Origin of the sequence: Vibrio sp. B1FLJ16 (assembly GCF_905175385.1) — a bacterium.
GTDB lineage: Bacteria > Pseudomonadota > Gammaproteobacteria > Enterobacterales > Vibrionaceae > Vibrio.
The window spans coordinates 1,098,915-1,119,782 of the sequence record NZ_HG992750.1 but is presented as its reverse complement, the minus strand read 5'-3'; the positions used below and the strand labels follow the sequence as shown (position 1 = coordinate 1,119,782).

Genomic DNA, 20,868 nt, shown 5'->3' with positions numbered 1-20,868 from the left:
ATATGCGATGTAAGAAATTGACAAGTGATACGTGAGTAGAAATAACAGACCCGACTTTACGTCGGGTACCTGTTAAATAACAATTAAGCGGCAGAGAAACATTCATCCGCTCATTGGTACAAGAACCGTTGTGCCTAGGATGACGGTTATTAATCCAGCGAGTACAGGGACCGAGGTGCGTTTAACGACTTCAAATGGGCTGATTTTAGCCATACCAGAAGTCGCAACGACCACGCCTGAAACCGGAGAGATGGTACGGCCCAGATTTGATGATTGAAGCATAGGAATGATCAGGAACGCCGGATTCAGACCCATCTTCGCAGCCAGCGCCGGAGCCAGCTCAACAAAGGCATAGAAAGGTGCGTTACCAGAACCGGTCGCAATAGCTGCGGCTACGGTTAAAGCGGACAGGATAAGCATCAATGCGACACCACCTGCACCAGCCTGATCTGCAAGGTTAAGTAAGTTGTCTATTGCGCCAACCGACATCAGGCCCTGGGCAAATGTCCCCGCGGCGACTAATAGCATGACCACGCCTTTAAACGCATCAGCCATACCTTCGTAGCAAGCCTCTAAACCTTCCAGAGATTTTTTGCCGTCAAACTTATTCACAATATAGTGAATTACTGCACCGAGAAAAATAGAAGCGACCACTATGGTGTAGATATCCAAGCTTAGGCCTGGAATAGTGCGACCATTGAACAGAAATACGCCTAATATAGGCACAAAGGGCAGGATGGCATAAAACGCGGGGGCATCTGCTTCGATTTCTGACACATCGATCTTTTTCATTGGGGTATTGTCTTTCTTATCTAAGAACTTATTCCAAAAGTAAGCGGCTATAGCCATGACAATGATGGCACAAATGGATACAGGAAGAAGAGTTTGAACAGCAAATACATCAAGTGCCAGCCCGGCTTTCTCTGCAGCGATAACCACATCTCCGGATGTCGGAGACAGGATGATAGCCGCAGGAGATGCACAGACAGCGACCGCAGCGGGGCGAGAAATACCCATCGCAACCATCATCGGAAATAAAGTCGCCATTAACAGCACGCCCAACCCAGTCGCAGAGCTTACGGCCAGAGACATTAAGCAGGCGATGATGTAAGCAGCTACCAGCAGTACATAGGGAGACTTAATTACCGAGAGCGGTTTGGAGAACTGTTTTACAACGACGTTGTTCGCGCCGATATGTGTCATATAGGATGCAAAGCCACACAACAACATAATCTGCATACCCAGGCCGCCGCCACTGGACTGAAGCATATACTTCACGTATTCCAGTGAGTCTGTGACCATGTTACCGGTTGAGGTGATACTTGAAGGCAGAACCTGGTGACCTAATATGCCAGCTATAAGAAGTAAACCGATACCAGCGGTCAACAGCACACCAGTTACCTTGTAGCCTTTGACAATGAAATAGCCTACGACAATGGTCACTACTAAGCCGATTAATAGCTCTAGCATAGGTGTCTCCAAGGTTATGAGTAAAAGAAAGATCCCGTTTCATATTATGGTCGAGAATTTGTGGAATTCTTATTTGTGGCTTGGTTCAAAACTTGGAACAGCGTGGTTTAAGGCAGGTTTATTTAGTAACTGTTTCACTGATTGGATAAAGAAGTACAAAAAAGCTCCGAAATCTCGGAGCTTGGTTTTTACTTAATAGCTTAGGTTATCAATAGATTAAGTATTCAATGGATTAAGCATACCGGCTAACCAATAGGTTCCAGTTGCGCTGCTGATTATTAAACTCTGCTTTTATCTGCTGATACTTTGTTTTGCAGATTGAATATTCGTACTTTTTCACTACATCTGCTGTTTTTTGGCCAACGAGATCTTTACGCGCTTCATAATATTCCTGCATATGATGAACGAGAGAATCAAACTCTTGTTGGAGTTGAATCAGGATAGTCTGCGCATTCGGTCTCGACTCGATCTTTTCCTTTGTTTTCTTTAACAATTGTGCCGCTCGTGCTCTTTCGATTTTGAATGTGGAAGTAGTACGCAATTTCGATGTTAACCCCATCCATGAGCATGATTTAATCAGCCACTTCGTCGGGTCATAATGCCACCAGTAAACGCCATTACGGTAATCGTTCTCGAAAATGTGATGAAAATTATGGTAACCCTCACCAAAGGTGAAAAAGGCCAAAATTCCGTTATCGCGGGCTGTATTCTTATCAGTAAAAGTCTGCTTTCCCCAAACATGCGCCAAGGAGTTGATAAAAAAGGTGGTGTGGTGACTCATAAACAGGCGTACTGCACCAACTACCAATAGCATTCCCCAGATATCGCCATAAATTATACCCAGCAGGACTGGAAAACCAATGTTCGTAACCAGTGCAAGCGGAACATAGTATTTGTGTTGCCACATTACGATTTTGTCGCGTTTTAAGTCGCGGCAGTTTGTATATTCGTTTTCTTTTGAATTGTTGTAATCGCGTAACATCCAGCCGATATGGGAATACCAGAATCCGCGTTTTGCCGAGTAGGGGTCTTTATCATTATTATCCACGTGCTTGTGGTGTACGCGGTGATCAGAAGACCAGTGTAATACGCTATTTTGCAGAGAAAATGCACCGCCAAGTGCAAATATAGAACGCAATATCCAGTGAGCCTCATACGTTTTATGGCTCCACAGGCGGTGATAGCCAGCAGTAATGGATAGATTAGTAAAACTGAACGCAATGATCCCCCAAACTAAATGCTCCCAGCCGAATCCAAAGTGGTATGCATACCAAGGAGTAACGATAAACGCTAGTGCAAAACTGGAAGAAAAAATAAGTAAATTCAGCCAGATAACGGGTGGTTTGTTTTGGTTCACGATATGGTCCTAAGTTTGGGCTAACAACTGTACGCCAGAATATCAGCGAACACGTGTAAGTCAAATTAAAGTTAGAACAATGTGATGATTCTTGTCGGGTCTACCTCATAATATCGCTGGCAGATTTTGCTTTTAATTAAATAATAGGTAGTATTAAACAATGACCTTTGGCTTTAGTTATGGAAATTTAACCACTAAATTAGCTTTATAACGGTGGAAAATGCCAAAGATCTTCAGAGAAGCAAAATATGTAAGTAAATAGGAAGACGTAATGGATTTACGATTAGCGGAATATAAGGATTACGAACGCATCGCACATTTGCATGCTGAGAATTGGAAGCGTCATTACCGAGGCATTCTAAGTAATAGCTATCTGGATAAAGAAGTACTTGATGATAAGCTACTGATATGGCAGATCCGTCTGACCAATCCTCCCTTCAATCAACATATTGTGCTCGCTGAAGAAGGTGGTCTTTTACTCGGCTTTGCGTGCATATTTGGTAATCATGACTTTGAGCGTGGTAGTTATATAGATGCGTTACACGTTGATGAGGGTTATCGCAGCCGAGGTATCGGTAAGCAGTTACTATTAGAAGTCGCTGAATGGCAGCAGCAGTACTTTAAAGACAGTGGTTTGTATCTCGAAGTTGTTTCACAAAACACTTCAGCAATAGAGTTTTACCGTCATATCGGCGGACAAGAATGCCAGGAGCGTACTTGGCAAGCGCCAGGCGGCACAGAAGTGATGGAAAAAGTGTTCCGTTGGTCGAATGCACAATCTTTAGTTAATGGCATAGAATCACACGTAGTTTATTCTTAACAATGCTAAAGAGCCGCTTGCTTAAAAAGTAGTAATCTAGACACGAAAAAGCTCAGTATTGTACTGAGCTTTTGTGTTTGTGACTAAAGTAACTTAACGCTTGTTACGCAAGTAACGCTTACGTCGTTCTTCTTTACGTTTTGCTTTCTCTTCTTCTTTACGTGCAGTTTCTATCTCTACTTCGATAAGTTCCTGAGTAATCATTTCAGGGCGCTCTAACGTAATTTGCCCTAATGTTCCCTGACGTAATTCGTGAAGCAGGATTTCAGACACTTTGTGTAAATCTACACGCCCGCCAGCTCTCAGAGCACCGCGACGACGGCCAATCTCTTCCATGATCTCGATATCTGATTCTGGCATCTCTTCGATCTGGTAGCGCTGTTTAAGCTTTTCAGCATAATGAGCTGCTAAGTATTCAATCGTGTAAAACGCCACTTCATCATATTCCATGGCAGTGTCTTTCACTGCGCCAGTTGCTGCGAGGCGAAAACCGCTGTGCGGGTTTTCTACTTTTGGCCACAAAATCCCCGGTGTATCAGATAAAACGATGCCGTTTTGAAGATTGATACGCTGCTGACGACGGGTGACCGCAGGTTGGTTGCCAGTTACTGCAATGGTACGGCCCGCTAGTGTATTGATGATGGTGGATTTACCTACGTTCGGAATGCCCATGATCATAGTGCGAATATTTTTGCCAATCTCTTCACGGTGAGGAGCAAGTTTACGGCACAACTCCATGATTTTATGGACTTCCTGAGGCTCAGAGGTCGTGATCGCCATGGCTTTCACATTCTGCTCTTGCTCAAGATGATCAATCCAGAGTTGAGTGAGTTCAGGGTCAGCCAGATCACGCTTGTTCAATACTTTAACGACGGGCTTGTCGCCACGAATCTGAGAAATCAAAGGGTTTTCGCTACTAAAAGGAATACGTGCATCCAGTACTTCGATGATCACATCCACCTGAGGGATAGCTTCTTCGATCTCTTTACGTGCTTTGTGCATGTGGCCAGGAAACCACTGGATTGAGTTGTTAACCATTTGAAATTACTGCCTTAAAATTTATCTAAACCTTAGTGGGGTACAAAATGCATGACAACACATAGTACGAAAAGATCTTGATAGTCGTTGGTAAAGTTGGAATGGGACTATTGTACGTGAGAAAGGGATTGGTATCCAATTTGTCGGTTGTGGCTGGTTAAATATCGTATTAATTACATGAAGCCCTCAAGAACGATGGGGGCTTTTGGATTTTGAACAGCTCGGACCCGTGGACTATTACTTTAGTTCAGGTGCTAAATCATGCAGGTTTGAGGTTGTATGAGAACTAAGCTTTAAAAAAAAGCCAATTACTAGTAAGTAGTAACAAATTTTGCACTTTAGCCAGCGATACTGACTAAAGTGCAAGGTTCAATTTACTCTTCTTCAACTGCGGCCTCTTTTGCTGTGGTGACTATCTTACCACCCTCCTCATCTCTATAGGCAATGGCAATGATGTCATCGGTAATGGCGTAATGAAAACTGTCCATATAGTTAAAGCATTCTTGACCTTCACCACAAGTGAATGTGCTTGGTTCAGTCCATGCTTCATCAATGTAATGACTAAAAGTAATCGCATATTTACCAGAGCTTCCCGAGGTGACTTGCACTAACCAATACATGTAAATTTTGTCACCGTCGGCGATTAATTGTGGAACTACACTACGTAGTTGTTGTTCGTTTATGCGTGTAGTATCTGTCGTTGTTACCTCTTTATCTTTCACAATGATGTGTCTGATAACACCACCTAGACCTTGGGTTTGCCACGAAAAATGTAAAGCGCCATCGGAGGTCGAAACCAGTGAATGATATCGATACGGAGTGAGCCGAGCATCGCCGATATCGATTTCGGTTAATGAACTATCTAGAATGTACATTTCCTTTACATTACCGGAGCTTACATATGAAAGCGCTGGATTGTCGCCTGAGGTAAGCAATAAGTGGCTTTTTGTCGTGTAGCGCTCATCTAGCACGGTGGTGGTCAGGTTGAGTTCAGCATCGATTTTGCTTAACAATAATCTGTTATAAGTTCCATTGGTTGGATGGACAGAAGTGTATAAGAGATTGAAACCTGCACTGTCATTGGGTGTAACAGTGATCTGGCTGGAAGCTAAATCAGATTCTACTATGCTACGTTGTTGCACTTCACTTGGGGTAAATATCGCCAGTAGAATTTTATCGGTTTTTGATGACGCTATATTGTAGTTAAAAACGATCGCGAAACGGTCATCAGATAGCGCGACCATTTTGAACCCTCTAAAACCGAAAAAGCCAAATTCTTCTTCATTCAACGTCAATGGCTCTGACCATGATCCTGATGTTGAGGAGTAACAAGCTGCTCGGACGAGGTAAGGGTCTTTCTCTGCCCATACCGTACAAGTTTCTCCTTTGCTGTTTGATACAGTAGGGCGGATTTGTTCGTATAAAACAGTATTAGAAGTTGGATTGGCATAGAAGTAAAGGACTTTACCAGATTTGGAAACATTGAAAATCTGCGCATTTTCCATGTCATCGTCCGTCCCAACGCTCGCCCAGATTTCGAGATCTTGATACCAGGTGGTGATAACTTGGTCATCATGGGAGCTGATGTTTGGAGGGGTGTCAGCGTCATAGAGTAATACAGGGCTACGCCATTGGTACTTAGTGATCACCGTTGTACCATCATTATCCGTGCTGTCGTCAGTATCATCGGAATCGGTTGAATCGCCTGTATCTGCGGTGTCATCGGAATCGGTTGAATCGCCTGTATCTGCGGTGTCATCGGAATCGGTTGAATTGCCTGTATCTGCGGTGTCATCGGAATCGGTCGAATCGTCGGTATCTGCGGTGTCATCGGAATCGGTTGAGTCATCAGTATCTGCAGTGTCATCGGAGTCGGTTGTATCGTCAGTATCAACAGTGCCACCCGATCTTGTGTTGTCATTGGTATCACCGTTGTCATCCGAATCGCCTGAGTCACCCGTATCATTCGTGTCATCTGAATCTGTTGGTGTTCCGACATAAACTGGATCACCGGAGTCCGTTGAATCATCGTCACCAGTAGTGTCATCGGATCCAGTTGAATCGTCATCCGCTGTGTTATCCGATCCCGTATTATCATCGGTGTCGCTGTTCTCACCTGAATCGGCATTGTCATCGTTACCAGTAGTGTCATCTGATTGAGGGGTATCAACAATTTGGTCAGCGTTGTTTCCTTCTGGGTCATCATCTTCTAGCCAACAACCAGATAATGTCAAACAAGCTATAACTAATGCTGAACAACTAATAAGCCTACGCATAGTCATCATCTCCATTTTTGGTACCTACTGCTAAGTACTTGGCACCTAAGTTACTACGTTACTACGCGGATTCATCAAAACAGCTGGATTAGCAACCTGACGAATCCAGTTATATTCACCTAGTTTGTTAGGTGAAATTTAAAAATAATTTAAAAATTGTTAAAATAATTCAGAAGGCACAGAGTGTGCCAATTTATAACGCTCTGTCGGGTGGGGTTATTTTATTTTGTAGGGCTGTTAACGTTTAAAAGTGTAAAAATTTTTGACAGTTTGAGTGTGACTATTGGCATGTATTTGTATAGTATCCAATACGATATAATTATTAAATATTACGGGATGGATTAAGTTTTATCTAAATATGTGAATACTATTTTAGATAAAGGGTTCAATAGGTATCTCAGTAAATTGTCAATTATAATAATCAGTTATTGAAATTCATTTTTGGTTTGTTAGTTTGTTTTTTGTCGTTATTCATAACCAGAACGTTGTTCCATAATTCTATAATTAATTCTGATTCATTGAGTGTAATTATACAATTTTAAATGGCCCCAAAAAGAGTCATTTCTGCACTTAAATAGTGCGATGGATAGTTTTAAGTAACTTAAGGTATAGTGTGTTTTTATGATTAATTAATGATGATTAACTCTGAAGTGTATAATTTTTATCAAGATATTAAAGTCACTTGGTAATTCTGGGTAAAATAAAGGTTCTATTTTTGTTTTGATTAAATTTACTATTAAATAGTACTCCAGACTGTATTAAATAGTACTTCGTAATGTTTAAATGGAATGATTTTGTAGACTGGTGTTCATTAAAGTCTGTATTAAAAATTTAAAGATTTTATAAGATAATGTTTAGACGTTTAAGGACAAGTGTATATTAAATGGTTATATGTTAAAACTTCATTTTTCAGTACGGATAACCATTTAAATTAAGGTTATTAGCACTTGATTGTTAATTGTTATTTAAAATTTGAATATATAGTTAAGCGCGTATGCGTTGATAGACAAGTGCTGTTTTGATGGCTAGGTCGCTGAATCGGTGGGACCTCTTTCACTTATCCTGCTTTCTTTGTTTTCACTCGCTTATGATTTCTCCATGACCTTAAAAAGTAAGAGAGCCGATGTTGACTAGAACTTTGTTGTACTGTTTCCGATAAGTTGTTTTGTAACGAAGTCGTGGCATGAAGCGACATAACATAGTGGGTATAGCCAACCAGCTTTTAGGTTTTTGATTAAGTTAAATTGAATTACTCAACAACCCCTTATTGAGTTGGGTATTGGTATATTTATTGTGCCTCAATAATACGCTGCCCTTCATGATTACTCTATAAAATGCGATATCCAATAAATAACTTCTAATGCTGAACTCTCCTAATAGTTAGATAAATAAGATAAAAATTCCTTATGTGGGATGTTATTTGTTCATTGAATGATATTTGTGTTAGCTAAAGGTTAGATATTTAGAATGATCGTCCTATACTTATGCAAGTTTGTGCTTAAAAACCAGTTTGGGATGAATTCATTGAGATTTCGTAATAAACCACAGCTTACGACTGAAATGTCTGCTCTGAAAAGTGCACTCGATGATAGCAGTAAAAAAAAATCGAAACGTAGTGCTCGCTTTTTTTCTTTTGCAACTTTATCTACTCGTTACTGTTGTGAGTACTACTGATCTACAGTTACTACTATTAGATAGTACTCTGAGTTTACCTTTAGTCGGAATTCCCGTTTCGATTAGAGACTTTGTACATTTAGCCCCAGGGATTTTGATTGCTTTACAATACAACCTGTATATCAACCTCCACGAGCACGTTCGAACATTACAAGCTTGGTTAGGTCACAAGGATAACAATCAAATATCTAACCTCGATCTGTTGCATGCGTTTATGTTCAACACCCGAGCCAAATACGACGTGTTCCCTATAACACCTGAAAAAGGAGATAAAACTCAGCAACGTCGTTCAAGAAACTATTATTTAATCAATGCCATCATTGTGGGAATGATATCAATTCTTCCTTTAGCGTTGCTTGTATTAATCGGTTGGAAATATGCAAATTATCAAAGTTATGGAACAACCGCCTTCCATGGGGCTTGCATACTTTTGTCTGTTTATTTGCACTTAGTCCTCTGGCTTCCCATCCAGTACCCGCAGAAATTCACACACCAAGTAGAGAGCAAACTAGAAAAGGGTACTGACGCCACTGTCAAACAAAAGGTTATCCAGTTCTTTAAGAGCTTAAGGTCTGAGTTTGAAACCTGTAAGTCTCGATTTAAGGCTAGCAAGTATGAAAAGTATTATTTAACTTTGGCGATAGGTGCTATTGCTCTTCGTGTAGGGGGACTTATTGCCGCAGACATGGTCCCGCAAACGCTAAAACCTCTGGTTGATAGCCAAAATACTTCTTGGCTGATTCCACATATCGACGTCACTTCTCAGATTCAAGTCTTGAACAGTCGAACTACAGAAGATGGTAATTCTCTATTTTCTGAAAAAGATAAAATCACGCACGATGTTAACGCTCAAGCTGCAACAGAACAAAATGTAGAGACAACATTCAGAAATAGAGAAAATTGTCAGACAGATAACCAGCTACCTAAGATTCGACTCGAAGGTCGAAATCTGAGGCTAGCCCGGTTATCTGATAACGATTATTGTGGTGTAGATTTCTCTAACGCTGACTTGCGGGGCTCTGTTCTTAACCGTGCACTTATCGATGGTGATTTGACTGGAGCCAATCTTTCTTACTCTGCAATCGAAAACACCCTTTTTCTACCCGGCACTAATCTCTCAAGAGCAAACCTCGATTATGCGAATATTACTCTGTCGAATTTAAGCGGTGTCAATATGACAGATATATCCGCTGAGAATACTTCTTTCGTCGGTATCATAGCCGAGGGGGCACAAACCCGATTTACCAGTGCAAACCTAACAAATGCACAATTTATTCGAGCGCAGTTAAATAAAGCGACATTTCGCGGTAGTCGTATGAGCGGAGTTGTTTTTTCCCTCTCTCGATTAGCTGGAGTGGATTTTAGGTACATCTATGAAGCCGATGACGATACTCGAAAGGATACGCCAATCGTATTCTTACATAGTGAAATTAAACACTGCCGTGTTAATTCGATGATGGTCTTGAATCATATTGAACAATTTGAACAAGCAAATTGCTACATAGAAATCGGAAAAGAGGAAACTTACGCTGCACTTACAACAGAAGATAAAGCAAAAATCTATTTAATAAGGCAAAGCTTCTCGCAAGAGGCGTTCAATAATTTCTCAGGTCCAGATATAACACCTGATGCAATTATTTCTAACGCACTGGCGCGAGGTCAAGATAGTTTAGATCTAAGAGGTTTTGGTCTTGTTGAATTGCCTGTTAAGGCGCTGTCACTAAAAAATCTCAAACACTTAAAATTATCAAATAACAAACTAGATTCGGAGCAATTAGCATTAATAGCGATATCTTTCCCAAAGCTTGAAGTGCTAGATTTGAGTAATAATTTGATAGGGGCATTGCCACCAGAGGTAGGTTACTTGGTCTCATTGAAGGAAATGGAGCTAAGTGGAAATAAGTTGACCACGCTACCGCTGGAAGTGAGTAAGTTAAGATCATTAAAGAGTCTCTCTATAAGTAATAACCAGATAACAACGTTACCTTCAGAAATAGGTCAGCTGACGGTATTGGAAGTGCTTAACGTTAGTGATAATCAGTTAATTACCTTGCCATCTGGGTTGGGTCACTTAAGCACGTTGAAAGAGCTAACTGTTAGTTTAAATGGATTAACCGAATTGCCTCCGGAATTATTTCAGCTGAGCAGGTTAGAGAGGCTGAATGTAAGTGGTAATGAATTGATACTCATCTCGCCTGAGATAGCTCAATTGACGTCACTGGAGGTACTGGATATTAGCGAAAACCCGTTGGCCAACTTGCCGAAAGAAATGTTCCAATTAAATACGTTGAAGGGATTAGATATTAGTGGGAGCGAGAACCTGAATCAAATGACTAGCTTACCGACAGAGGTTGCTCAATTAAGTGCATTGGAGAAATTAAATATTAGTCATAACAAACTGACTGAATTACCGATAGAGGTAGGTCAGTTAAGCTCATTGAAAAGCCTGGATGTTAGTCATAATAAGCTGAGTAACTTGCCAGCGTCTTTATCTCAGCTAAGCGAGTTGGAGAGGTTAGAAGTCAGTTATAACACATTGATATCCTTACCTGAAGATATAGGCCAACTGGCTGCACTTAAGGAAATGTCAGTCAATCATAATGAGTTGATCACCTTGCCAGAAAAAATAGGTCAATTGTTATCATTAGATAGGCTATCTATTAGTAACAATCAGTTAATTGATTTACCAACTCAGATAGGTCAGTTGAACTCACTCAAGAGGCTAGACGTCAGTGGCAACGAGTTACTTGATTTACCAGCGAATGTCGGTCAGTTGATTATATTGGAAGATATAAATATTAGTGCTAACCAATTAACTGTCTTGCCATCAGAGATAGGTGAGTTAAGCGGGTTGGAAGAGTTGAATGTCAGTCGTAACCAACTGACTTCTTTGCCAAAGGAAATCGGTCGGTTGAGCACGTTGAAGAGGTTGGACGTGAGTCATAATAAGTTGACTAACCTACCAGCGCAGATTGGTCAATTGAGAGCGTTAAAGTGGTTGGATGTTTATGACAATAATTTAACCACCTTATCTCCCCCGATAGGACAATTAATCTCCTTGCGGGAACTGTTTCTTAATGGAAACCAGTTAGTTAGCTTACCAGCTCAAATAGGTCAGCTAAGAGCATTGGAAAGGCTGGATCTCAATCAGAACCAGTTAACGAGGTTACCTTCGGAGATAGGTGCTTTGAGTACATTAAAGAGGCTAGACATTAATGAAAACCAGTTGGTTAGCTTACCGGCACAAATAGGTCAGTTGAGATCGTTGGAATGGCTAGACATCAATAATAACGAGTTAACCTCATTACCGCCCGAGATAGGTCAGTTGAGCGCATTGAAAAGATTAGATGTCATGGATAATCAGTTAACAGCGTTGCCGCCCGAGATAGGTCAGTTGAAAGCATTAAGAAGACTACTTGTTAGTGGAAATGCCTTGTTCACCTTGCCGCCCAGTATAGCTGGCTTGAGCACTTTGGAGAGGTTGGAAGCTAGTCAGAACCAGTTGACTTACTTACCTCCACAAATATGTAAACAAGGCTTATTAATAAATTTACTCAATTTTAGAGAGCTGTGCGAGGTTGAGGAATAAGTGTTCAATCTGAGTGTATGTTTAAAGAAAAGGCTAAAACTGAGTTAACTGTCGGTGTCGGTCGCAAAATTGACTCGAAAAGGTACAGATATGACTTACCATTTTTCCTTATTGTCATTGATTTATATGTTTGTTGGTGCGATTTTCAGCACCAACCTTTATGCATCGGATGCGTCAGAATCTGATGAATTAGTAAAAGAGTTCCCGTTGCCAGACAACGTCTCTATCAAGTTTCGGCCTGTTTTTTTAGGACTTGATGGCAATCAGATTTTTTCCGCAAAAAGAGTGAAGCTTGGATCGCGTGAGGGTGTGAATAGCTATGAAGAGCATCTTTCAATTACAAGTCTAGGTGGTTCGTTTACTGCACTAAATGAAGGTCGAAATGAGTGGCTATATTATCTAGGTGAAACAGAAGTTTCGGTTAGGCAGTGGAACGCTGTAATGCGTTGGTGGCAGAAAGAAAAAGGGGAGGACATCGAACCGGTAGACAACTCATTACTTCCTCAAACAGGTAAGACTCCAGCTGAAATACTGACATTTATCGAAGCTTTGAATATTTATTTAACGAAAAATCAAATAAATGAATTACCAAGGTATGGTAACGCTGTGGGCTATGTTCGTTTACCTACTGAGGTTGAGTGGGAGTTTGCTGCTCGTGGTGGCAACGAGGTATCCCCAGAAGTTTTTGATCGACATTACCCTTATGAGGAAGGGGGAGTAATGTCAATAGAAGGTTATGAATGGTATAGGCGATCGTCAGGAGGGAAGCTTAAAGAGACGGGGTCAAGCGATCTTAAGCAAAACCCTTTGAAATTGTATGACATGCTAGGTAATGCGTCAGAAATTACTTACGGTATTTTCGGTCATGACTTTCTGTTTGCACGATATGGTGGTTTAGTCATTCGTGGAGGAAATTTCGATGATGAACTTGATGATCTGAAAGTTTCTAAACGTGCAGAGTATAAAGGTTACGATCCCTACAGCAAGCGAGATAAAAGAGTAGGATTTCGACTCGCTTTAGGAACGTTCGTAAGCGGGGCTGGGTTTAGCGAAGATCAACTAGCTGATGGCTTCGATGATTATCTAAATAGTGTTGGTGGTGTAGGTTGGTCTTCTTTGCATGGACAAAGTAATTTGTCATTTGAGTCTTTAAACGATCTAATCAGTTACATGAAAGAAAGAATCAATCAACTAGATCACGATGTTAAAGATTTAAATCAGCAGAATGAAACTATCCAATCTAATTACACTGATTTAAAAAGTATTCTAAATAAAAAGGCTAGCGAGCTAGCGGCCTTACAAAGAGAGCTAGATGCAGAAAAAGCGAAGAACGAAGATTTAGCGACCTTTGTTGATAAAAGTTCCGTCGAACAGAAAACGCTTACTTTAATTAAAGCCAAAGACTCTGAAATCTCGCGTTTGCAAGCAGAGCGATTTAGGCTGAATCAAACGGTTAATAAGCAGAACGATGAGCTGAAAAGAGCAGAGTCAATTGAGAAACGGAACCGTGTTTTACAACAGGAATTAGATGATGCAATACGCGGACGTAAGCTAGCTGAATTCGAGACTGAGAAGAACGAAAAACGGATAGTGCTTGCAGAAAAACGTCTGCTGGAGGCTTTAGTTCGTGTGGCTGGTTATAATCTGTTCACCGCTTGGAGGAATTTAAAAGCGATTGAAATTAAAAAGAAAGCAGGTAGTGCGCTGAGCCAAGATGCGTGGGCGATTAATGAAAGCGAAGCGGAAAGTATGTTGAAGGAATACCGAAAATATGTAATTCAAATTGTTGATAATACAGACCATAACTTATTTCCTGAAATAAAATCAAAAATCACCGGCTGGTTAGAGGATAATAATATAAGTCAAGAGCAAATTAAGGGGATGGATTTATTGGAGAGGCATATCAACGAAGTTAAACAGGGCAAATACCCGCAGTTAGACTATCTTTATAAAAACCTTCTTACTGAGTTAGAAATAAGAGAGTGAATATGATTAGAAAAATTTTAAATAGAGTCAGTTTGTTATGTATTGTATTCGCTTTGGTTTCTGGTTGTGCTTACCACAATGCGATGAAAGCACAAGAGCAAAGGCAACAAATACTCAGCGCAAATCTAGGTGTAGAGCAAGATAAAACACGTGACAGTGAGAAAGAGCGTATTGCTTTAGAAGCGCAGCTCGCGTCACTGAACGCTGAGCTTTCTGACTTAGAATATGAAATAGCAAAGATTGAAGAAGTATCTAGCAATACTTCGTCAGGTAGTATGAAAGAAACCCAACAAGATCAGAAAAAACAATTAATCATACTGCAAGAGAAAAAAAACACGCTTGAAAAAGATATTGAGAAGAAAAAAGAATTGATTGAGGTTTATAGTTTTTAAAATTACCTACTATATTTGTCGACAATGTAGAGCAGTTTATCAATGCACTACTGGTAATGTGCTTAAGTTGGGGGGGTTATAGCTGTAGTTCTTTTTAAATAGAATTAAATGACGCTGCCAAAAATTTTGCAATGTATTTTATAGAAAACTTCTTATGCGGAGGGGAATATGTTTAACAAAATTGGTTATACAGCGTTGTCTATTGTATGTTTATTACCTCAAGTTGGCTGTATGACGACGGGCATCCAACCGATTACATCAAGCACAACAAATGAAAATGTAATTAGGTCTGAGAGTGAGCAGCAAATAATGAAGCAGGCGACGGTCGCTGGTACTATTGGTGGAGTAGCGGTTTCTGCTATATTGATAAACAAATATGGAGAAGATTGGCCATTAGCATTACAACTAGCTGCAGGTATCGGAGGAACTATTGCTGCTCAGCAGATAGCTCAATATATAGCTATGGTACAAATTTCTAATTTAAGAGACGTAACTTTAGATAATGATAAAAAAGAAGCGCTGCTGGCTGAAGCTAGAAAAGTAAATTACGAATATGCTCAGTTAAATGCAGAACTAAAGGCGAGTATTAAAGCAAATAAGGGTAATAAAGAAGCTCTTGAAACTGACTTAGCTAAAGCTCAAATGAATAAAAAGAATTCTGAACTTGTTTTACAGGACCGGAAATTAATGCTTGATATGCTTGTTAAAGATTCTGAGCAATATAACGAATATGCTGAAGAAATTGCTCGACTTGAAAAAGAGGATGCCGCTTTAGCATCAGTGATAACAGAATTAAACTCTCAAGGAGTTGGTGGCGTTTAACATAGTGTTGTTATTGGTGCGTCTTGGAAGTTTTTTGTCTGAAGAGTTTAACTCGTTATCTTATTGAAATATTTAGATAAGAGCGGTCCAAAAGGTTTTAGTACCATCTGTTTTTGGGTCGCGAGTTAAGTTATGTTTCGTCAATCATAGGTAAACATTTTTTGCTTGGAGTCCTTAAATGGTTCTTCCAGTGGGCTCCTCTTTGTACCATTAAGCGTGGACTAAGCTGCTTCTAAACGAGTTTCAGTATGATTATCACTGTTTGAATTAATATCTGAAAGAATATCTTGTGACTCGGTTTCTTGTTTATTTAAAAACTAACGACGTGGCACGTCATCACTTGTAAGATGTATGGTACAGCTTGTAATCAACGACTTCTGACATTCTTACTTTGGACTGCTCGTATTGACCGAGCTATTACAAATCACTATGTAAGATGAAACGCGTTTTTGAGCGCTTTCTGGGACGCTGAGCGCAAATAACGTGTAGTCCAAGGTTGAAGATGCTGTAAGGAGTTACCTACATGAAGCGATTTAATTATTTAATATCAATATGATAGGTGTTGTATTGTAAAGGGCCGCAATTTGACTTTTAAGCCCATCAGATTAGTCTGACTTCCCAATTAGAGGAAGTCTTTATGTTCAGCATTCTTAGAAAAGCATTCTTGTTAACCGTTACGTTTATCAGCGTATTGGTTTCTTTTCATGCATCTGCTGTATCTGCAAACGAAGAACAAAGAGACACTGTCACAGTTGGAGTGATCACCCAGCGTGAGTCTGCGGATTCTATTGTTGATAGCATTGGGCCGTTTTACGGTATCAACCTCGATTACTTATCTAATATTGCGAAAGTGCTCAACCTTAGAGTAAAGCTTCGTCCATACAATGAAATCCTGCCTTTGCTAGCTGATGTTGAAAGCGGCGTTATTGATGGTGCAGTAGGCTTTAGTAAAACTCCAGATAGAGAAGCTCGATTTCTATTTTCACAGCCATTCTTCTCAAGCACGATTGCGGTGTGGTACGAAGACACCAAGCAAAAAGAGCGCGATCAAAGACGCATTAAATGGGTCTGTGTAAAGGGCACAGCCTATTGTGAAAGCCTTAAAAAGCAGGGCTTCACGAATATTGTTCCGGTTAAAAGTAACTTAGAAGCGTTCGAATACGTTCGCAGTGGCCGTGCAAATGCGCTGATTTCGACCTATGTCGCTATTACTCAGTACCTTGATGAGCAAAATATTGTTAAAGGGGCAATTGATGTACCTGACTGGCTTCCTGATGAGAAGGTAAGTTTCATTACAGGGCTTGGTAATCAGGAACTGGTTAATCAAATTAACAAGATCCTCAACTGGGAAAAGAGCGGCAAAAACATTCGCTCTGTCGCTTCGAGTAATCCTTACCACATCAACGATAAATTACTGGTGGAGTACCGTCGTAAAGTCGGCAATGACCGCAAGATTACTTACAGCAGCAGTGAAGATTCGTATCCGTTTTTATACAAGAATGAGCAGTCTGGTCATTTAGATGGTTTTCTCCCGGATTTTATGGAGTTAATCCAGTCACGTACGGGATTGAAATTTGACTTTGTTAAGCCTAACGCAAGCTTAAGCAGTGGCCTTACGGCATTTAACTCGGATCTGGTTCCCGTGGCTTATGTTGATGAAGTTCCCGCGTCAGACTGGTTAGTAACTAAACCCTTTATGCACAACAAGTTCGTCTCTATCCGTACCAAGGAGCACGAAGTTGATGCGACTAACCGTTCGAAACTGGGCTTATTGATCAGTTTTAAAAAGCAAGGATTAGTACATTTAAACTCATGGCAACATGATCGCTTTACCCGATACGATGACGTGAGACAGCTATTGTCGGACCTGAAGTCAGGCAAGTTGGATATTGCTTACGTTCCTGATGACGTTATTCATAGTCTGATTGCACAAGATCAGGTAGACGGCCTTACTATTAACCACCACGATACGCTGAAACTTTCGATTGCTTTTGCGGTGTCGAACCATGACACACAACTAAAAAATATGCTCGACAGCGTCATTGAGACGATTGATTCGAACGAAATCGACAAACTGCTTCGTTCATATCAAAACTTCAATCTTGTGTATGGCTACGATGACGAACATATGGCTCGCGTTTTCTTGCTTGCTGCTCTCGCATTTGCGCTATTGCTCGTTGTAGTTTACTTCGTTCTCAGTCACCTCAAACTGAAGGTGAATTTGGCAGAATTAAATGCCAACAACGAAGAAAAAGAGAAGAAGTGGCTCATGGATATTATTCAGGAAATTAACAGCCTGGTATTTATCCACGATGAGAACAATAGCCTGGAGATGAGTAACTGCGCACGATACCAGCATGGTCAGTGCAAAGAGTGTAGCCTGAAAAATTGTTCAACTAATTCGCGCCTTGTTGAGAATAAAAGTGAGCTAATCAAAGTCTTTGAAGGCAAGAGGATAGCAGAAGAGGTTGCGTCTTCAGGTTGTGGCTTGGGTATAAACCATGTTTACCGTGAACGTAAGACAATTTCGTCTCCTAGCGGTAAGAAAAAGCTTGTATTGACGCTGATTCAGGATATTACAACGCAAAAAGAGCGTGAACAGGCTCTGATTGATGCGCAGGAAAAGGCACAAACGGCGGTACGTGCTCGCGAAAATTTCTTAGCAACGATGAGTCATGAATTAAGAACGCCTTTGGCTGCTGCCCACAGCATTCTTGATTTGTTGGAACGACAGGTTGACGACGCGTCGAACAGAGAGCTAATCACTCAGGCGATGCGCTCGCTCAATCACCTGAATGTACTTGTCGATGAAGTGCTGGATTACTCAAAACTGGAAGCAGGACAGTTGACGGTTGTACCAGTAAAAACTGATCTGATTGTAACGCTTTGTGATGTTCTGCGTAGCTTCGAACCTAAAGCCCTGGATAAAGGTTTAGATTACAAAGTCGTTATCAAGCCATTTGCGGAGCGTTTGGTAGAAGTTGATTCACTGCGTTTGATTCAGATTGTCACTAACTTGCTTTCCAATGCGATTAAGTTTACCGCGGAAGGTGAAATCGGCATCAGTGTCACTGTGTATAAAGCAATGTTGACGGTAAAAGTTGCGGATACTGGTATCGGCATGACAGAAAGTCAGCTTGCAGGTGTTCTGGACCCGTTCGTTCAGGCGGATGACACCATCACTCGTAAATTTGGTGGTACCGGTTTAGGGCTGAGTATTGTTGACCGTCTCATCCAATGTATGGGCGGTGAGCTTTCGATTGATTCGCAATACGGACTGGGCACAACAATCGTTGTTAAATTACCGGTGACTCATTGTGATTACGCCAGTGAGAACTATTCAAAGTGGACATATAGTGAAGAACTGCCGCTGAACGTTCGTCAATGGTGTGATGTATGGGATGTTCAACCAGCACTTGACGAGGCAAATTTAGTTCCTGAGTTTGATCTAGAAGGGCGCTGTAAAGGGATTATGTTTAGTCAACAAGATGCAGCACCAGTTTGTCTGTCGTGTAACGAAATACAATATCCGGATATGTTGCTGACGTTGTTCGATCAAAGCTTGCAAGAGCCAAACAAAGTAGAACGGGTGTCTGAAAGCCTGTCCTGGATAGATGGCACTGTCGTTGTCGCAGAAGATAACTTAATCAACCAGAGCATCATTACGATGCAGTTGAACGAGCTTGGTATTAAACCCGTGATCGTGAATAACGGTTGTGAAGCCTGGGAGTACATACAGCGTAATGAGAACGTTGCTGTTCTCCTAACCGATTTCCATATGCCGGAAATGGATGGCTACGAACTGGTTAAGCATGTGAAGTCTTCACAGAAGCATAAAGCAATTCCGGTTATTGGTGTAACGGCAGAGGACTCTCGTCTTGCGAGCGAGAAAGCAAAAGAGATGGGGATGGATGATGTGCTGTATAAGCCTTATGACCTCAATAAACTGAAACGTGTTTTGATTCCGTTTATCGGTCAAACCGAACAGGTTTCATCTCCGACTTGGATAGAGAAGTTTCCACCAAGGGAAGCTAAAGAGATAGCTCAAGTGTTTAGTCAGTCTATGGCGACTGATATCGAAAAGCTAAACAGTGCTTCCACTGAAAAAGATAAAAAGCAGGTAATCCACGGCATAAAAGGCGCTGTGGGTGCGATAGGTATATCTATGTTAGTCGAGTTGTGTATTAAGGCTGAGAAAGCCTCTGCTGCTGAACTGGATAAGTACGTAGCGGAATTAGCAACATGTATCGAGAAGGAGATCGAAAAGATAGAGAACTGGGCAGAGATAAATGAACAGACAGTTTAACGCGATGGTGATCGATGATCATCCTCTTCAAACCACTTTACTGACGCATGCATTACGTAAACACGATGCTTACGTTAGTTCGTTTAATTGTGTGGAAGAGGCGATTCAGTGTGCCAGAACCACAAAGTTTGATGTGATCTTTTGCGACATCATGATGCCCGAAAAAGATGGCGTCGACATGATGGAGCTTCTCGATTACATCAATTACCAAGGTAAAGTTGTCATAGTCAGTGCGATGGATCTGACTATGATCTCTGCATTGCAGGCGATGTGTGCCGATTTTAGTTTTGAGGTAGTAGGTAAGCTACAAAAGCCTTATGACCAAACTGAAGTTGCAGACATCATTCAGAATATGCAGAAAGAGCACCAACAGAAAGCGGCGGACTCGTCTTCAATAATGGTAGAAGATCAGGAGTTTCTTTTCTCACTGGGTGAAGGGCTGGTAAAAAATTATTACCAACCGCTGATCGATACGAAAACCGGCGAAGTGCTGGGTTATGAGGCACTGGCGAGATGGTACCACCCGATCTATGGTGTTCTGTCTCCGTATCACTTTTTGTCTATCGTAGAACGATGTGACTTATCGAAAGAACTTTTTGAAGCGGTATTGAGCAACGTTATCTGTGATATCAAAAGTCATGGCATCACAAAAAAAGTCTCTATAAATGCTGAACAGGCGAATTTAGAAGACCGTAACTTTGCAAGCTACGTTCTGCAACAATGTCATGAACATGACATTAATCCAGAGCAATTAACTATAGAGATCACTGAGCGCGACACGTTTCAGGCCAGTGCGTCACTCTATAAAAACCTGCTGAAATTACGAATGAACGGGGTGACTGTTTCAATCGATGATTTTGGTACCGGCTCATCGACGTTTGAGAAGTTAGCTCAATTGCCGTTTAACGAGCTGAAAATTGATCGCGCTTTTGTTTATGGGATCGAAAGTGACCCTAAAAAGCGCAATATCGTTGCGGCGATACGTGCGCTCGCAAAAAGCTTAAATATTCCTGTAGTGGCTGAAGGTGTTGAAGATGAAGCAACCATGAAAGTCATGCGCGAATATGGAATTGACCTTTGCCAAGGTTTTTACATCAACAAACCAATGCCCTTAGAAGCAATAACCGTACTGAACTAA

11 protein-coding genes and 1 pseudogene are annotated in these 20,868 nt (G+C 41.0%); 7 read left to right on the top strand and 5 right to left on the bottom strand.

All coding sequences use genetic code 11. The features are described from left to right. Positions 1 to 102: 102 nt before the first annotated feature. Together dcuC and KHN79_RS18970 are read right to left on the bottom strand one after the other, a co-directional pair. Positions 103 to 1,470: an anaerobic C4-dicarboxylate transporter DcuC gene (gene dcuC, locus KHN79_RS18975; RefSeq protein ID WP_182009144.1), complete on the bottom strand. Its 1,368-nt coding sequence runs from the start codon at positions 1,468 to 1,470 to the stop codon at positions 103 to 105. Between the two features lie 232 nt (positions 1,471 to 1,702). Continuing rightward, positions 1,703 to 2,827, bottom strand: coding sequence for a fatty acid desaturase (locus KHN79_RS18970; protein WP_182009145.1), 1,125 nt, complete (start codon positions 2,825 to 2,827; stop codon positions 1,703 to 1,705). Positions 2,828 to 3,098: 271 nt separating this feature from the next. Here KHN79_RS18970 and KHN79_RS18965 point away from each other — a divergent pair, with 271 nt between their 5' ends. Continuing rightward, entirely contained in the window at positions 3,099 to 3,647 is a 549-nt protein-coding gene (locus tag KHN79_RS18965; protein ID WP_182009146.1) for a GNAT family N-acetyltransferase, read from the top strand. Between the two features lie 93 nt (positions 3,648 to 3,740). Here the strand turns inward: KHN79_RS18965 and ylqF are convergent, their stop codons facing one another. From ylqF to KHN79_RS21670, 3 genes and pseudogenes are all read right to left on the bottom strand, one after another. Further along, positions 3,741 to 4,685 carry a ribosome biogenesis GTPase YlqF gene (ylqF, locus tag KHN79_RS18960; protein WP_182009147.1) on the bottom strand — a complete coding sequence of 315 codons (945 nt, stop codon included), beginning with the start codon at positions 4,683 to 4,685 and terminating at the stop codon, positions 3,741 to 3,743. A gap of 374 nt (positions 4,686 to 5,059) precedes the next feature. Beyond that, entirely contained in the window at positions 5,060 to 6,961 is a 1,902-nt protein-coding gene (locus KHN79_RS18955) for a hypothetical protein (RefSeq protein ID WP_182009148.1), read from the bottom strand. A 993-nt stretch (positions 6,962 to 7,954) separates the two neighbouring features. Further along, positions 7,955 to 8,146, bottom strand: a pseudogene (locus tag KHN79_RS21670) (IS5/IS1182 family transposase); the annotation flags it as partial. Between the two features lie 400 nt (positions 8,147 to 8,546). On the opposite strand from KHN79_RS21670, the gene KHN79_RS18950 reads away from it, so the two are divergent. The 6 genes from KHN79_RS18950 to KHN79_RS18925 all read left to right on the top strand — a co-directional run bounded on the left by KHN79_RS18950 (position 8,547) and on the right by KHN79_RS18925 (position 20,868). Beyond that, positions 8,547 to 12,224: a leucine-rich repeat domain-containing protein gene (locus KHN79_RS18950; protein ID WP_211907280.1), complete on the top strand. Its 3,678-nt coding sequence runs from the start codon at positions 8,547 to 8,549 to the stop codon at positions 12,222 to 12,224. 90 nt (positions 12,225 to 12,314) lie between these two features. Next, a complete protein-coding gene (locus KHN79_RS18945; protein ID WP_182009150.1) occupies positions 12,315 to 14,210 on the top strand; it encodes an SUMF1/EgtB/PvdO family nonheme iron enzyme in 1,896 nt (631 codons plus the stop codon). A 2-nt stretch (positions 14,211 to 14,212) separates the two neighbouring features. Next, entirely contained in the window at positions 14,213 to 14,602 is a 390-nt protein-coding gene (locus KHN79_RS18940; RefSeq protein ID WP_182009151.1) for a hypothetical protein, read from the top strand. 168 nt (positions 14,603 to 14,770) lie between these two features. Continuing rightward, on the top strand, positions 14,771 to 15,424 hold the full coding sequence (locus KHN79_RS18935) for a hypothetical protein (protein ID WP_182009152.1): 654 nt from the start codon (positions 14,771 to 14,773) through the stop codon (positions 15,422 to 15,424). 637 nt (positions 15,425 to 16,061) lie between these two features. Next, entirely contained in the window at positions 16,062 to 19,730 is a 3,669-nt protein-coding gene (locus KHN79_RS18930; RefSeq protein ID WP_182009153.1) for a transporter substrate-binding domain-containing protein, read from the top strand. After that, positions 19,714 to 20,868 (top strand): EAL domain-containing response regulator, encoded by a 1,155-nt coding sequence (locus KHN79_RS18925; protein WP_182009154.1) that lies wholly within the window; start codon positions 19,714 to 19,716, stop codon positions 20,866 to 20,868. The genes KHN79_RS18930 and KHN79_RS18925 overlap by 17 nt, the downstream gene beginning before the upstream one ends.

Coding starts and splice junctions, on each gene's coding strand:
- KHN79_RS18965 (WP_182009146.1), top strand. CDS start 3,099: ATGGATTTACGATTAGCGGAATATAAGGATTACGAACGCATCGCACAT.
- KHN79_RS18950 (WP_211907280.1), top strand. CDS start 8,547: ATGATAGCAGTAAAAAAAAATCGAAACGTAGTGCTCGCTTTTTTTCTT.
- KHN79_RS18935 (WP_182009152.1), top strand. CDS start 14,771: ATGTTTAACAAAATTGGTTATACAGCGTTGTCTATTGTATGTTTATTA.
- dcuC (WP_182009144.1), bottom strand. CDS start 1,470: ATGCTAGAGCTATTAATCGGCTTAGTAGTGACCATTGTCGTAGGCTAT.
- KHN79_RS18955 (WP_182009148.1), bottom strand. CDS start 6,961: ATGCGTAGGCTTATTAGTTGTTCAGCATTAGTTATAGCTTGTTTGACA.
- KHN79_RS18940 (WP_182009151.1), top strand. CDS start 14,213: ATGATTAGAAAAATTTTAAATAGAGTCAGTTTGTTATGTATTGTATTC.
- KHN79_RS18945 (WP_182009150.1), top strand. CDS start 12,315: ATGACTTACCATTTTTCCTTATTGTCATTGATTTATATGTTTGTTGGT.
- KHN79_RS18930 (WP_182009153.1), top strand. CDS start 16,062: ATGTTCAGCATTCTTAGAAAAGCATTCTTGTTAACCGTTACGTTTATC.
- KHN79_RS18925 (WP_182009154.1), top strand. CDS start 19,714: ATGAACAGACAGTTTAACGCGATGGTGATCGATGATCATCCTCTTCAA.
- ylqF (WP_182009147.1), bottom strand. CDS start 4,685: ATGGTTAACAACTCAATCCAGTGGTTTCCTGGCCACATGCACAAAGCA.